We start from the raw sequence: 14,854 nt of genomic DNA, 5'->3' as shown, positions 1-14,854 counted from the left end.
CAGAATGCGATCCATCAAGGACATTCTCAAGACCATGGAATACGGACCTTCACCCGAAGCAAACGGCGATGTAAACCTGTGGCTGGAACAGCATGGCCGTTCTTTCGGCCACTATATCAACGGAGCCTTTGTCAAGCCGGAAGGCCGCAAGGCGATCGCCGTCGCCAATCCGGCCAATGGCGACAAGCTCGCAGAAATCACCTGCGGCAATGCGGATGATGTCGATCAGGCGGTAAAAGCCGCCCGCGCCGCTTTCGGCAAATGGTCCAAGCTGTCAAGCTACGAGCGCGCGAAATATCTCTATGCCATCGCGCGCCATATCCAGAAGCGCGAGCGCTTCCTCGCCGTGCTGGAAACCATGGACAATGGCAAGCCGATCCGCGAAACCCGCGATATCGACATTCCGCTCGCCGCCCGCCATTTCTACCATCATGCGGGCTGGGCCGAGATGGTGGAAGATGAGTTGAAGGGCTTTTCGCCGGTCGGCGTCTGCGGTCAGGTCATTCCGTGGAATTTCCCGCTTCTCATGCTTGCCTGGAAGATCGCGCCCGCTTTGGCCGCCGGTAACACGGTGGTTCTGAAACCTGCCGATCTGACGCCGCTTTCGGCCATTGCCTTTGCTGAGATCTGCCACGAAGTAGGCCTGCCCGCAGGTGTCGTCAACATCGTGCAGGGCGACGGCGCCACCGGCGCGGAAATCTGCGGCCACGACGGGGTGGACAAGGTTGCCTTCACCGGCTCGACGCAGGTTGGCCGTGTCATTCGCGAGCAGATCGCAGGTTCGGGCAAGAAACTCTCGCTGGAACTGGGCGGCAAGTCCCCCTTCATCGTCTTTGAAGATGCCGATCTCGATGCCGCGGTCGAGGGCGTCGTCGATGCCATCTGGTTCAATCAGGGCGAAGTGTGCTGCGCCGGGTCACGGCTGCTGGTGCAGGAAGGTATTGCCGGGCGTTTCTATGCCAAGCTGAAAAAGCGCCTCGAAAGCTTGCGGGTCGGCGATCCGCTCGACAAATCGACCGATGTCGGGGCCATCGTCTCGCCCGGTCAGGTGAAACGTATCTCCGATCTGATCCAGAAGGGCATCGAGGAAGGCGGCGAACTGTGGCAGACGCCGAACCCGCTCCCAGCCAAGGGCAATTACATCGCCCCCGGATTCTTCACCGAAGTGGATCAGGCCTCGACCGTGTGTCAGGTGGAAATCTTCGGGCCGATTGCGGCAGCGACGACCTTCCGCACACCGGACGAAGCCGTGTCGCTCGCCAACAATACGCGCTACGGGCTGGCTGCGTCGATCTGGTCTGAAAACATCAATGTCGCACTCGATCTTGCGGCGCGGGTAAAGGCCGGTGTCGTCTGGATCAACTGCACCAACATGCTGGATGCCGGAGCCGGTTTCGGCGGCTACCGCGAAAGCGGGTTCGGTCGCGAAGGCGCACGCGAGGGCATGTACGAATATCTTGTCTCCGATTGGGAAAAGGCGCTCTCCCCGGCCAAGGTTGCGGAAGCCTTCGTGCCATCGGCCTCGCCTGCCAGTGACGACAAGGTCACCGTCGACGACATCGATCGCACGATGAAGAACTATATCGGCGGCAAGCAGGCGCGCCCCGATGGCGGCTACAGCTATTCGGTCATCGGCAAGGGTGGCGCGGTCATCGGTCAGGCCGGGATCGGCAATCGCAAGGACATTCGCAACGCGGTGGAAGCGGCGACAAAGGCCGGAAGCTGGGGCGCAGCAACAGCCCATAACCGAGCGCAGGTGCTCTATTATCTCGGCGAAAACCTTGATGCGCGCCGTGCGGATTTCGTGGCGCGACTGATGGAAAGCACCGGCGTCAACGAGAAAAAGGCGGAAGAGGAATTTGAAACCGCGCTGCGCCGCATCTTCTATTATGCCGCGCAGGCCGACAAGTTCGACGGGGCGGTGCACTCAACCAAGTCGCGCCATGTAACGCTGGCGATGAACGAACCGTGGGGCGTGATGGGCATCGTCTGCCCGGACGAAGCGCCGCTTCTGTCGCTCGTCTCGCTCGTGCTTCCCGCAATCGCCATGGGCAACCGAACGGTGGTCGTGCCTTCCAGCCGCCAGCCGCTGATCGCAGGCGACTTCTATCAGGTGCTCGACACGTCCGATGTGCCGGGCGGCGTGGTCAATATCGTCACCGGAGAACGCGACCTTCTGACGAAGACGCTGGCCGAACACGACGATGTTGCGGCTGTCTGGTACTTCGGTTCCCGCGAGGGCAGCGCCATGGTCGAAAAGGCTTCAGCCGGAAACCTCAAGGCCACTTGGGCCAACAACGGTCGCCTGCCCAACTGGCTTAACAAGGCCGAAGGACAGGGCCGTGATTATCTGCGGCGGGCTGTGCAGGTGAAAAATATCTGGGTGCCTTACGGGGCATAGGCCAAGAATAAAAGGCCCGCTTCGGCGGGCCTTTTGCTGTGCATTTACTGCGGCACCCACAAAATGGCGTCGGAATTGATCCCGAGAACCAACGCCTGCGCGACAGCACGCGCCTTCAACTCTTCGCTTGGCTCCGGCTCGCGCGACAGCACCCAGAAGTAACTGCGCGTAGAGCCGACAATGATCGACCATTGATAGCCGCCTTCATCGATATCCATGATGTTGTAGCCGCCGTAGAATGGCCCGAAGAAGGAAACTTTCAACGCGCCTTCGTCGGGAGACCGAACAAAGCGCGCGGTTCCGGTGGCCTGCGTCCAGCGACCTTTCCACGGATCGAAGCCGCGATTGACCACTTTCACCGTTTGATCGGGATTCAGCGAATATTCCGCGGTCGTGCGCGTCAGACCACGCTCGAAACGGTTTTCAAGCCGTCCCACTTCGTACCACTTGCCGAGATAGCGCGTGAGATCGAAGGGTTTAACCGGGACTATTCCCTGTGGAATTTGCGGCGAGCTTGCCCGGGTCAGCGCGTATCCCACGGCCAATCCCGTCAGACCCAGGGCGAGTTTTCCAAATCTCATCGTCTTCCCTTCCTTTTTCGCATGAAGAGAAAAAACCGATGCCGGGGCGATTGGTTCCCCACAGGCGGTAGGACGCCCTTTCGCAACGTCATCCAACTGTCACGCAATCCGAATAGAAGCTCCCAAGTCATTTGGATTGCGGGAAAATGTTACAGTCCTCTAATATAAAAGCGGATATTGCCGTTCGGGCTGAGGGGCTGAATCTTGCCTACGGTCCGACCACGATATTGAAAAATATCGATCTTTCACTGCCGCGAGGACAGACCCTCGCCCTGCTAGGGCCGTCCGGTTGCGGCAAGACCACGCTGCTTCGCCTCGTGGCCGGACTGCTCGCCCCGACGAAAGGATCGATCACGATCAACGGCATCACCGTCGCGGATGCCCGGAAGGGCACTTTCGTCCCGCCTGAAAAGCGGCATCTCGGCATGGTGTTTCAGGATTATGCGCTCTGGCCGCATATGACCGTTTTCGGCAATGTGTCCTTTCCGCTCGAAATGCGCGGGCTGGGCCGCGCGGAGCGGGAAAAGCGCGTTGCCTCCGCACTCGACCGCGTTGGTCTGGCCGGATTTGGAGAGCGTGCGATCAGCGATATGTCGGGCGGCCAGCAGCAGCGCGTCGCCATTGCCCGCGCCATCGTTGCCGAACCGGGACTGGTATTGTTCGACGAGCCGCTTTCCAATCTCGACCGGGAACTGCGCGAAAACATGGTCACCGAGATCGGGCAGCTTGTCGCCAATCTGGGCCTGACCGCGATCTATGTCACCCACGACCAGAGCGAAGCCTTTTCCCTGGCCGATCAGGTGGCTGTCATGCGCGCCGGTGTGATCGAGCAGCTGGCTTCGCCTGAAGCGCTTGTCGCCGAGCCGACCACACCTGCGGTCGCCGATTTCCTGCGGCTCGGCTGTGTCGTACCGGTCGAACAGCGCGACAATGCCTACAAGATCGCGCGCACTGAAATCCACATCGCCCAAGGTTCCGCCGCCGGACAGGCAACCCATGTGCTGTTGCCGTCGCGCTCCGTGCGCAGCGTTCCCGTCCATGAAGCCGCAATTCCCGCAACCGTGCTGCGATCGCAGTTTCGCGGCGACGGCCACCTGACCACGGTGCGCATCGGTTCGCAGCAGGACGGTCACGAACTGACTTATCTCGACCATATCCGCCTTTCTCCCGGCGTTCCGGTCGGCATTTCGGTCGATGCCAGCCAGCTGCGCTGGTTTTCGAAATAGGACCATTCCATCAGGCAACATCTCAGGAGAGACAGATGAAAAAATCCATTCTCGGCGCAGGGCTGGCGCTTGTCACCGCCTTGCTGTCCAGCACGGCAGCCCATGCAGACATCACCGTCTATTCGGCTGGTCCCGGCAGCCTGATCGAAAAGCTTGCGGCAGGCTTCACCGCCAAGACCGGCGCGAAGGTCAACGTCTTTCAGGCAACCACCGGCAAGGTCATGGCGCGCATCGAAGCGGAAGCCGCCAATCCGGTTGTCGACGTTCTGATTTCGGCGTCCTGGGACACGGCAACCGACTTCGCCAAGCGCGACTGGCTGGTGGCCTATACCAGCCCGAATGCGGAGAAAGTACCGGATTTCCTCAAGAACGAAACCGCGGTCGCGCAGGGCGTCTCCGCCCTCGGTATCGCGTGGAACCCAGCGAGCAAGACGCCGAAGCCTGCCGAATGGGCCGATCTCGCCAAGCCCGAATACAAGGATCAGGTCAACCTGCCGGACCCGGCGCAGTCGGGCGCGACCTTCGAGCTCGTTGCCGCCCTTCAGGCCCAGCAAGGCTGGGACCTGTTCAAGAACCTGCATGAAAACGGCGCGGCTGTGGCCGGTGCCAATGCAGAGGCTCTGAACCCCGTCCTTCAGGGTGCCAAGGCCGCCGTGTTCGGTGCCGTCGACTATATCTCGCTTGCCGGCAAGGCCAAGGGCGAATCCATCGACGTCATTTTCCCGGCATCCGGCACAGTGATCGCGCCCCGCCCCGCCATGATCCTCAAATGGTCGAAGAACCAGGATGAGGCCAAGCAGTTCGTCGACTACATGCTGTCCGACGAAGGCCAGAAAATGGTTGCCGACACCTATCTGATGCCTTCTCGCACCGATGTTCCAGCCAATCGCCCGCTGATCGGCGATCTTAAAATCCTGCCGATCGACGCCAAGGAAGTCTACGGCAAGCGCGACGAGACGCTGAAGGAATTCGGCGCCGCCTTCGCAGCCAGCAACTGATATTTGAGGGGAAGACAGACATGAAGACAGGCGGTGCGGCGGCTCGCAATCCGCTCGGGTTCGTTGCGGTTGCCGGGCTCGCTTTCATCGTCGCGGTACCGTTTGTCTTCATCGTTCTTCAGGCTGTCTTTCCGCAACTGGGGAGAGGCTCGCTGGCCGAGCCTTTCCTGCATCTCCCGGCCCTGTTTGAAGACCCGAAGCTTTTGCGCATGAGCGGCAACACAGTGCTGCTGGGGCTTTCGGTGGTCGTGCTTTCCGCCTTCATCGCCGTTCCGCTCGCCGTTTTCCGCGCGCTCTACAAGGTGCCTTTTGCCGTCCTGTGGGACGTGCTGATGCTCGTGCCTTTCATGATCCCGCCCTATATCGCCACGCTTGGCTGGATCATGACGCTGCAACCGCGCGGCTATCTCGAGCAACTCATCGGTTTCAATCTGGCGCCCTTTCTGTTTTCGGTCGCCGGCATGAGCTTCGTCATGGCGCTGAACACGTTTCCGCTCGTCTATTTTGCGGTATCGCGCACGATTGAAGCGGTCGGCGCACGTTATTCCGATGTCGGTCGCGTGTTCGGCGCCTCGCCGTGGCGCTCCTTCTTCCGCATCACCCTGCCACTGGCGACACCGGGCCTTGCGGCAAGCCTTTTGCTCGTTTTCGCCGCAGCCATCGAGGAATATGGCACCCCGGCAGCCCTTGGACACCGTTCCGGCTTTGAAGTGCTGGTGACGGAGATCGATCTTCGCATTTCCGACTGGCCCATCGACCTTGCGGGTGCTGCCGTCTTTTCGCTGGCGCTCGTCTGCCTGTCGCTGGCGGCTTTTCTGGTCCAACGCTGGATATTGACGCGCCGGTCCTATGTGACGACCGGCGGCAAGCCACAGGCAAAGGACAAGCGTCCGCTCGGAGCGCTCACCATTCCCGTGGTCGCTCTCTTCGCCCTCGTTGCCTTCGCTGCAACGGGCGTTCCCCTGCTGGCCATTCTGGCGACCGCTCTTTCCAAGACCGTATCCGGCGGGCTGGTGCCGTCGAACCTCGGCTTCGACAATTTTGCCGCCATTGCCGAAAACAGCGCAGGCGGCATGCGCGCGCTCGTCAACAGCCTCTCGCTCGGCGTCGCAAGCGCTCTCCTGACCGGGCTTCTCGGCGCGGTCGCCGCCTATGCCGTCGTGAAGATGCGTTTTCGCGGGCGCTTCTGGCTCGACATACTGACTGTCCTGCCCAATGCCTTGCCCGGCGTCGTCGTCGCGGTCGGACTCATTCTGGCCTGGAACCAGCCCGCCCTGCCCGTCTCGCCCTACAACACACCGCTGATCCTGCTGCTTGCCTATTGCTGCATTCTTCTGCCGCAGCCGATCCGCTATGCATCCGCTGCCTTCCACCAGATCGGCGACAATCTGGAAGCCGCGGCGCGTGTGTGCGGCGCAAACAGCTTCACAGCTTTCCGGCGCATCATGCTGCCGTTGATCGCGCCAAGCCTCATAACGGCCATGCTGCTCGTCTTTGCCGTTGCCACGCGTGAGCTGGTCGCATCCATACTGGTCGCTCCGGTCGGCATGCAGACAATCTCGATCTTCATCTGGCGTCAGTTCGAGCAGGGCTCTGTCGGGCTCGGCATGGCCATGGCATTCATCGCCATCCTTATCACCACACTTCTGCCGCTGATCCTGATGGGCTTGTTGAAGCGCTCCGGCCTCGTTAGAATCTGACCTTCCTTCCCTACGGGGACATGCTGCAACAGCAGGGTCGAAATTCAAGCGCCTCGAAAAGCCGGGAGAACCATTTTGACGAAACAAGCCGATGTCTTGAAAAGAGAAGACTGGGCGAGGCGCGACGATGCGTGGTCCGGCCGCGTCGAAGGCAAGAGATTTGGTACCGATGCGTCGATCATATTCTTCTCGACCGATGTTGTCGGGAATGGTCCCAAACTGCACCGGCACCCTTATGACGAGATTTTCATCGTTCGTCAGGGAAATGCGCTGTTCATGGTCGGCGACGAAAAGATGGAGGTATCAGAAGGCCAGGTTGTATTCGGTCCGGCAAACATACCGCACAAATTCGTCAATCTCGGCCCGGACGTCTGGAAACAACGGATATTCACGTGAGCCAGCATTTCGAGCAGGAAGACCTGGAGTGAAATGAGGGGCAACGCCTCACAGCATTTTCGGTAGAATTGGCTTGCCATAGCCGCAAAAGATGATAATTTTAGTCATATTAATGCATTGATATGTTGGCGCATATCCACGAAACACTTCCGGCAGACGAGCCGGAATTTCAACGAAACGCTGCGCACACGGATCGGAACGTTTTGGGCTTCTGGCATTCGATGATCTGGCAGGCCGAAGGCATCCGGGTGGTTGCGCCGGTTCAATGGCGTGTGCTGGATGGGCTGGTGAGCGTCTATTGGGAGGCTGAAAGCCAGACGGGAGCCAACGGCTATTTCCTGTCGCACGATCCCCGCATCATGATTTTCTTCCAGGATGTTTCGTCCAACATTCGCATATCGAACGATAGCGGTGTCTTTACCCAGCATCACCGCTCCCAGCACCATCGCCCGATGACGCGGGCGATCTACATCCCCGCTGGCGTCCCGATGTGGACGAATACCGTTTCGCTCCACCGTTTTTCACATCTGAACCTGCATTTCCACAAGGACCGGCTGCTCAAATATCTGAGCCCCACGCTTGGTGCATCCATGGCGATGGCCGCCATGCGCAGCCCGGTGGAAATTCAGGACCTCGGCGCCATAGAAACGCTTGCCCGCCTGATCGTCGACGAGACAGCCAATCCAACGAAACACGGGCTTTATGCTGAAAACCTCATTGGCAGCATTCTGACCGGCCTTCTCGATATACCCGGGGAAGACAACAGGCAGGGTTATGGACGCCTAACCATGGCGCAGATGAACAAGCTCAATGCGCGTTTCGACAGCTGCAGCGACCGCCGGTTGAGTGTTGCCGAAATGGCCGCAGCCGTCGGTCTGTCGGAAAGCTGGTTCGCCAATGTCTTCAAGCAGACGACCGGCAAGACACCATTGCAATGGCAGATGGCGAAGCGCATCGATCGGGCGCAGCAATTGCTGGCGGAAAGCGATATGACTGTCGCCGGCATCGCGGCCCAGCTCGGTTTTACCGATCAGGCCCATCTAACCAAGGCTTTCCGGCAGGTCGTTGGTGAAACGCCTGCCGCGTGGCGGCGTTTCCAGTCCAAACGCTAGCTGTTCCCGGTTGAGGCTCCGCTGCCTTTACTGACGGAACCGCTCACTCACCACGTTCGGCGCAGCGTCGCGGTGATCTCCCGGCCCGGATTGTAGAAATCCGCTCCAAAGCCGCCATAGGCGACATATTTCTTGTCGAACAGGTTGCTGACATTGACCTGCAACGCCGAGTTATCGAGAAACTCATAGGTAAACGCGGCGTCGAACACCACATTACCGCTCGTGCCCGACGTATTGTCCGGCGTAAAGTAATAGGCGCCGATATAGCGGCCACCAACGCCGAACGTCATGTCGCCGCGCCGGCCACTGCCCTCAACCTTGTAGTTCGCCCAAAGTGAGGCCAGGTGTTTGGAAACAAACTGCGGACGGTTGCCCTCGTTGCCGCCGGTGCCGTTCTCGACGATCTCCGGGTCCATATAGGAATAGGCCGCGATCAGGCTGAGATTATTGGTCAGTTCCGCCTTGGCCTCCAGATCGATACCGCGCACACGGACCTCACCAATGGTCGATGGCTGGAGCGTGATTGGATCGTTGACCGAGATATTGTTCTTGGTCAGGTCGTAAACCGACGCCGTAAACAGTGCAGGAAATGCGGTCGGCTGATACTTCACGCCGACTTCGATCTGCTCGCCGCGTTCAGGATCGACGCCGATGGCCGGAGGTGCGACCGATTCAGCATAGCTTGTATAGACCGCCCATTCGTCCGTTACCCGGTAGGTAAGGCCGAAACGGCTGGTAAATTCGCCCAGATCGCCATCCGTCGATGTATTGCTGAGACGGTTGGTCTCCGACAGGTCGAGCCAGTCATTGCGCAGGCCCACGCTGGCGATCAGCTTTTCTGCGAATGTCAAATCTTCCTGGAAATAGATTGCCCTGGTCTTCTGCCGGGTCGACGTATTGCCGATGAGCGGCAGACCAACCGGGGCACCGGTAAAGACCGGGTTGGTCCAGTCTATGCCTGGTGCTGGACCCCAGAGTGTCTTGTTGGTCGCCGAATAATTGTTGTACTCGATGCCCGCCATCGTCCGGCTTTCAAACCGGTCGAAGCTGGTTTCATATTTGAGATTCACATCGCCCACGAAATTCTCGGCCGAGGATTCGTTCCCGAAGAAATCGCGCCGGGCAATCGTTGAGCCATCGGTCGGCGTCGCAGAAATATAGGCATAGCCGAAATCGGTATCCTGATTGCTGTAACGTCCGTTTGCGCTCAACGTCAGGCCATTGCCGAAGTCATGATCGAACATGGCGCTGACGGTATTCCGGTCGGTACCGCGATAATTGAAGTCAGGCTCTCCAAAAAAGCGGCTTCTGCTGAAATTGGTGCCGACCGGATGGCCCCCGCTTCCGGGCACGCCATTACGGTGAAGATGATCAAAGATCACCGTCAGATTGGTCGCATCGCTCGGACGCCAGGTCAGGCCGCCCATGATGAACTTTTCATCATCGCGCGAATAATCATATTCGGCATCGGCATCCTTGAACTTGCCGGTAAGGCGATAGGAAAGCGTTTCATCGCCGGTCAAATTATCGCCGAAATCGAAGCCGACTTCCTTATGATTGAAGGACCCGCCCGTAACATAAGCTTCGCCGAAGCGCTCCGTTTTCGGTCGCTTGGTCACATAGTTGACCATGCCGCCGGGATCGGAAACACCGAAGGCCGTGGAACTGGCGCCTTTCAGCACTTCGATACGTTCGAATGCATAGGGCTCCTCCCGCACACCCCCAAAGGGGCGGCCAAGCGTAAGCCCGTCGCGATAGGTGTTGGCGTCGAAGCCGCGTATCTGGAAGAAGTCGAACCGATCATCCGATCCGTAGAAATTGGTGGACACGCCTGCCGTATATTGCAGAACCTGCTCGACAGTCTGGGCGTTACGTTCCTGCATTTCCTTGGCAGTGATCACCGATACGGAAGCTGCCGTGTCCATGATATCCGCCGCCATCTTGCCGCCGCCGGTTGTGCGCGTTGCGACGATTGATTTGGAATCGTCGTCGCTTCCGCCGGAGCCATTGACCGTGATGGTCTTGAGCACCGTGGTCGTTTCCCCCGTTGCCGCTTGCTGCGCCGAAGCCAGATCGGGCATGGATACGACCAGCGCCGTACACCCCAGAAGAATTGCCCTGCGGTAGCGGACCCGCGTGATCTTCTTCGTCTCAGCAGTCTTTTCAGTGTCCATGGTCAGGTCCGATATGCAGTTTGCGGCGGCCGCCTTCGGCGACGGTTTTCAAATCGTGGGGATGTTGGCCAGCCTTGCGATTCCAGCCTTTCAAAGACCGGACGCGTCCGGTCATCGACTGTCGGTAAACTGAAATTGTCCCCGGATCGCCATTAACTTGATAAGCGTTGTCCAGTATTGTAGAAAACTGCTTTTTTGTAGGAAGTCACGGTTAATTCGCAACAGCTTTATCGAGGCGCGTGCTTCGGCCTTGACGTGAGGGTCTTAACTTGACAGTGAAAGGCCACTTTACATGCAAGGAGAATGCGCCGGATGACGTGGTCCATTCGCTCTCTATTTTTCGCTGCCCTGGCCTCATTTGCGATCACTGCGCCGCAAAGCGCACAGGCCGGCGCAAAAGCGACTTATCCGATTGTTATCAAACATGCCTTTGGCACGACGACAATCGAGAAAAAGCCGGAGCGGATCGTCACTGTCGCGTGGGCAAATCATGAGGTTCCTCTTGCGCTCGGCGTGGTGCCGGTCGGTTTTGCGCGCGCCAATTTCGGTGATGACGACAACGACGGACTGTTGCCCTGGGTGGCAGCAAAGCTGAAGGAACTTAGCACGGATACACCGGTTCTCTTCGACGAAGGCGACGGGATCGATTTCGAGGCCGTGGCGGAAACGCGGCCCGATGTCATCCTTGCATCCTATTCCGGCCTCAGCCAGTCGGATTACGATACGCTCAGCCAGATCGCTCCGGTTGTCGCCTATCCGGAAGCGCCATGGTCCACCGACTGGCGCGACATGATCCGCCTCAACAGCGCTGGCATGGGCATGGCGGGAGAAGGCGAAGCGCTGATCGCAAGGATCGAAGCGGAAATTGCCGATACAGTCAGCCAGTATCCGCGCCTCAAGGGCAAGTCGGCCATGTTCGTCACCCATCTCGACACGACGGACCTGAGCACGGTCAATTTCTACACTACCAACGATACGCGTGTCAGATTCTTCAACGACCTCGGCCTGACTTCGCCCAAAAGCGTGGTTGATGCCTCCAAACCGGGTCAGTTCTCCGGCTCCATCAGCGCCGAGCGTGTCGACATGTTCGATGACGTCGACATCGTCGTGACCTATGGCAGCCGGGAATTGCTGGACGCGATGAAGCGCAATCCGCTTCTCGCCAGAATGCCGGTCGTGGAAAACGACGCGGTGGTGATGCTGGGCCGAAACCCGCTTGGAACAGCGGCCAATCCCACGCCGCTTTCCATCTCCTGGGTTCTGAAGGACTATGTCGCCCTTCTCGCCGGTGCGATTGATAAAGCAAAATGACCGTCGCCCGCATCCGGCGTTCAAGCCAGCCAATTACCATATATCGGTCCAATAGAGCGAGGTCCGGCTGGCTCGGCGCGGTCGTCTTTCTTCTCGTGAGCCTTTGCGTTCTATCCGTGTCGCTCGGCACGCGCGAAGTACCGTGGTCAGACATTGCTGCCGCGTTGCGGGGCCATATGGACACCGTCGGACAGGCCGCTGTCGCCATGCGCATTCCGCGCACCCTGCTGGCGCTTCTCGCGGGTGCCGCGCTCGGGCTGGCAGGTGCAATCATGCAGGGCATCACCCGCAATCCGCTGGCGGACCCCGGCATTCTGGGCGTCAATATGGGCGCGTCGCTCGCCGTCGTGATCGGCGTCGCCTGGTTCAACATCGTCTCGGCATCTGCCTATATCTGGGCCGCCATATTTGGCGCCGGTTGCGCCTCCGTCTTCGTCTATGCGGTTGGATCGCTTGGGCGCGGCGGCGCGACACCGCTCAAGCTCGCGCTGGCCGGAGCAGCCACGTCGGTCGCTTTTTCCTCGCTGGTCATCGCCGTGGTTCTGCCGCGCAACGATATCGCTGGCGGCATCCGCGCCTGGCAGATCGGCGGCGTCGGCGGAGCAACCTTCGACCGGCTTTCATATGTGCTTCCGTTTCTCGCTGTCGGCTTCATCGTCAGCCTTCTATCGGCACGCAAGCTGAACTCGCTGGCACTTGGCGATGAACTTGCCGCCGGGCTGGGTGAAAATGTCGTCGTTGCACGCGCCATTGCAGCGCTCGGCGCAATCCTCCTCTGCGGCGCGACGACCGCCATCTGCGGTCCCATCGGATTCGTGGGGCTGGTCGTACCGCATCTCTGTCGCTTGCTGGTCGGGGTCGATCACCGCTGGCTGCTGCCATTCTCGGCCCTCAGTGGAGCCTGTCTACTGCTCGCCGCCGATATTGTCGGGCGGCTGATTGCGCGGCCTGCCGAACTCGATGTCGGGATCGTCACCGCGCTCATCGGTGCGCCATTCTTCATCTGGATCGTCAGGCGCCAACGGGTTCGCGAGCTGTGACCATGCTGCATTCCACCGCCGATCTCATCGCCAGAAACCGCCGCAGCCGGACCCGCAAGCGCAATCTGGTCATCGGCCTTCTGCTCGTCATTCTCCTTGCCTTGTTCCTCCTGACTTTGATGCTTGGGCAATCCTTCACGCCGCCGAAGGATATTGTCCGCGTGCTGCTGGGCGAAGACGTTCCGGGCGCAAGCTTCACGGTGGGCAAGCTGCGCCTGCCGCGCGCCGTCCTTTCCGTGCTGGCGGGGTTGAGCTTCGGGCTCGGCGGCGTCGCATTCCAGCTCATGCTGCGCAATTCGCTCGCAAGTCCGGACATTATCGGCATAAGCTCAGGTGCGAGCGCTGCCGCCGTCTTTGCGATCGTCGTGCTTTCCATGAGCGGACCGGTGGTTTCCATCTTCGCCGTCGCCGCCGGGCTTGCCGTGGCGCTTGCGGTTTACGGACTTTCCTTCAGGAACGGGGTTGCCGGAACCCGGCTTATCCTTGTCGGCATCGGTGTTGCGGCGATGATCGAAAGCTTCATCGCCTACATTCTTTCAACCGCGCCCGCCTGGAGCCTGCAGGAAGCCATGCGCTGGCTGACCGGCAGCGTCAACGGTGCGCGGCTGGACCAGATGTTGCCGCTTCTGGTCGCGCTGGTTGTCTTCGGCGGATTGCTTTTAAGCCGGTCGCGCGATCTCGAAGCCTTGCGTCTGGGCGACGACAGCGCCGCCGCGCTGGGAACCCATGTCGGGCGAACCCGGATCGCCATCATCATCGGCGCCGTTGGCCTGATAGCCTTTGCCACCGCTGTCGCGGGGCCTATCGCTTTCGTCGCCTTTCTGTCCGGCCCGATTGCATCGCGCATCATCGGCAACAATGGTTCACTCCTCGTCCCGTCGGCGCTGATCGGGGCCATACTGGTTCTCGCTGGCGATTATTGCGGGCAGTTCCTGCTGCCGGGGCGCTATCCGGTCGGCGTCGTCACCGGGGCCCTGGGCGCTCCCTATCTCATCTACCTCATCATTCGCGCCAACCGCAGCGGGGCTTCCCTATGACCGATCACACGCTCATCGTTCAGGAGTTGACCACCGGCTATGGCGACCGGCTGGTGTTGGATGGTCTCAACCTGGAGATACCATCCGGCAAGGTGACGGCAATCATTGGGGCGAACGCCTGCGGAAAGTCCACGCTTTTGCGGACGATGTCCCGGCTTCTGGCCCCACGCCACGGGCAGGTGCTTCTGGACGGCAGGTCGATCCACACACTTCCCTCCCGCCAGCTTGCGCAGATGCTCGGTCTTTTGCCGCAATCGCCCATAGCACCGGAAGGCATACTGGTTGCCGATCTCGTAAGCCGGGGCCGAAACCCTTATCACGGCGTTTTCTCGCAATGGACACGCGCAGATGACGAAGCAATTGCGGCAGCACTTGAGGCAACCCGGACAACGGAACTGGCCGACAGACCAGTGGATGAACTTTCAGGTGGTCAGCGCCAGCGCGTTTGGATCGCCATGGCGCTGGCCCAGCAGACCGATATTCTGCTGCTCGACGAGCCGACGACCTTTCTGGACATCAGCCATCAGGTCGAAGTCCTAGATCTCCTCACCGACCTTAACCGAGAGCGCGGAACCACCATTGTGATGGTTCTGCACGATCTAAATCTTGCCGCGCGCTATGCGGATTTTCTTGTCGCAATGGCCGACGGGCGGCTGCATGTAAGCGGCGCGCCCGACACAGTGCTGACGGAACAGAATATCCGCGAGGTCTTTCATCTGGAGAGCCGCATCATGACAGACCCGACTTCCGGTCGCCCGATCATGCTGCCATTGGGACGGCATCGCCTCCGGCAAGATCAACTTGAACACCAGCCCGAATCTAGGCCCTGTTGATTTCACAGCGCCGCGATCCATTGATCGCGGCGCTCGTCGTTCTGG

Annotated in this window: 11 protein-coding genes and 1 pseudogene; 10 read left to right on the top strand and 2 right to left on the bottom strand. The window is 59.8% G+C overall.

The annotated features are described in order from the left end of the window. Positions 1-4: 4 nt before the first annotated feature. On the top strand, positions 5-2,401 hold the full coding sequence (locus ACS5UA_RS06080) for an aldehyde dehydrogenase family protein (protein ID WP_162718809.1): 2,397 nt from the start codon (positions 5-7) through the stop codon (positions 2,399-2,401). 44 nt (positions 2,402-2,445) lie between these two features. Here the strand turns inward: ACS5UA_RS06080 and ACS5UA_RS06075 are convergent, their stop codons facing one another. Next, positions 2,446-2,982 carry a lipocalin family protein gene (locus tag ACS5UA_RS06075; RefSeq protein WP_112701358.1) on the bottom strand — a complete coding sequence of 179 codons (537 nt, stop codon included), beginning with the start codon at positions 2,980-2,982 and terminating at the stop codon, positions 2,446-2,448. A gap of 146 nt (positions 2,983-3,128) precedes the next feature. On the opposite strand from ACS5UA_RS06075, the gene ACS5UA_RS06070 reads away from it, so the two are divergent. The 5 genes and pseudogenes from ACS5UA_RS06070 to ACS5UA_RS06050 all read left to right on the top strand — a co-directional run bounded on the left by ACS5UA_RS06070 (position 3,129) and on the right by ACS5UA_RS06050 (position 8,414). Continuing rightward, a complete protein-coding gene (locus ACS5UA_RS06070) occupies positions 3,129-4,208 on the top strand; it encodes an ABC transporter ATP-binding protein (RefSeq protein WP_025092123.1) in 1,080 nt (359 codons plus the stop codon). Between the two features lie 35 nt (positions 4,209-4,243). Next, complete coding sequence (locus ACS5UA_RS06065) at positions 4,244-5,206, top strand: ABC transporter substrate-binding protein (protein WP_006468295.1); 963 nt, start codon at positions 4,244-4,246, stop codon at positions 5,204-5,206. 20 nt (positions 5,207-5,226) lie between these two features. Continuing rightward, on the top strand, positions 5,227-6,906 hold the full coding sequence (locus ACS5UA_RS06060; protein ID WP_273771174.1) for an ABC transporter permease: 1,680 nt from the start codon (positions 5,227-5,229) through the stop codon (positions 6,904-6,906). Between the two features lie 75 nt (positions 6,907-6,981). Continuing rightward, positions 6,982-7,334: pseudogene (locus ACS5UA_RS06055) on the top strand (cupin domain-containing protein). Between the two features lie 171 nt (positions 7,335-7,505). Next, a complete protein-coding gene (locus tag ACS5UA_RS06050; protein ID WP_273771176.1) occupies positions 7,506-8,414 on the top strand; it encodes a helix-turn-helix domain-containing protein in 909 nt (302 codons plus the stop codon). Positions 8,415-8,461: 47 nt separating this feature from the next. Here the strand turns inward: ACS5UA_RS06050 and ACS5UA_RS06045 are convergent, their stop codons facing one another. Beyond that, complete coding sequence (locus ACS5UA_RS06045; protein WP_112701361.1) at positions 8,462-10,588, bottom strand: TonB-dependent siderophore receptor; 2,127 nt, start codon at positions 10,586-10,588, stop codon at positions 8,462-8,464. A 312-nt stretch (positions 10,589-10,900) separates the two neighbouring features. Between ACS5UA_RS06045 and ACS5UA_RS06040 the strand changes: the two genes are divergently transcribed. The 4 genes from ACS5UA_RS06040 to ACS5UA_RS06025 are packed head-to-tail and all read left to right on the top strand — an operon-like array spanning position 10,901 to position 14,809. Further along, on the top strand, positions 10,901-11,899 hold the full coding sequence (locus ACS5UA_RS06040; RefSeq protein ID WP_112701362.1) for an iron-siderophore ABC transporter substrate-binding protein: 999 nt from the start codon (positions 10,901-10,903) through the stop codon (positions 11,897-11,899). Next, positions 11,896-12,939, top strand: coding sequence for a FecCD family ABC transporter permease (locus tag ACS5UA_RS06035; RefSeq protein ID WP_063882529.1), 1,044 nt, complete (start codon positions 11,896-11,898; stop codon positions 12,937-12,939). The genes ACS5UA_RS06040 and ACS5UA_RS06035 overlap by 4 nt, the downstream gene beginning before the upstream one ends. A gap of 2 nt (positions 12,940-12,941) precedes the next feature. Beyond that, on the top strand, positions 12,942-13,976 hold the full coding sequence (locus ACS5UA_RS06030; protein ID WP_063882530.1) for a FecCD family ABC transporter permease: 1,035 nt from the start codon (positions 12,942-12,944) through the stop codon (positions 13,974-13,976). Next, the gene (locus tag ACS5UA_RS06025; protein WP_063882532.1) at positions 13,973-14,809 is read left to right on the top strand and encodes an ABC transporter ATP-binding protein; all 837 of its coding nucleotides are present in this window, start codon (positions 13,973-13,975) and stop codon (positions 14,807-14,809) included. The genes ACS5UA_RS06030 and ACS5UA_RS06025 overlap by 4 nt, the downstream gene beginning before the upstream one ends. The last annotated feature ends 45 nt before the right edge of the window (positions 14,810-14,854 follow it).

The organism is Brucella sp. RRSP16 (assembly GCF_052246815.1).
In the GTDB taxonomy this organism is placed as follows: domain Bacteria; phylum Pseudomonadota; class Alphaproteobacteria; order Rhizobiales; family Rhizobiaceae; genus Brucella; species Brucella intermedia.
The sequence above is the reverse complement of the archived record's forward strand: the minus strand, read 5'-3'. Positions and strand labels throughout refer to the sequence as shown.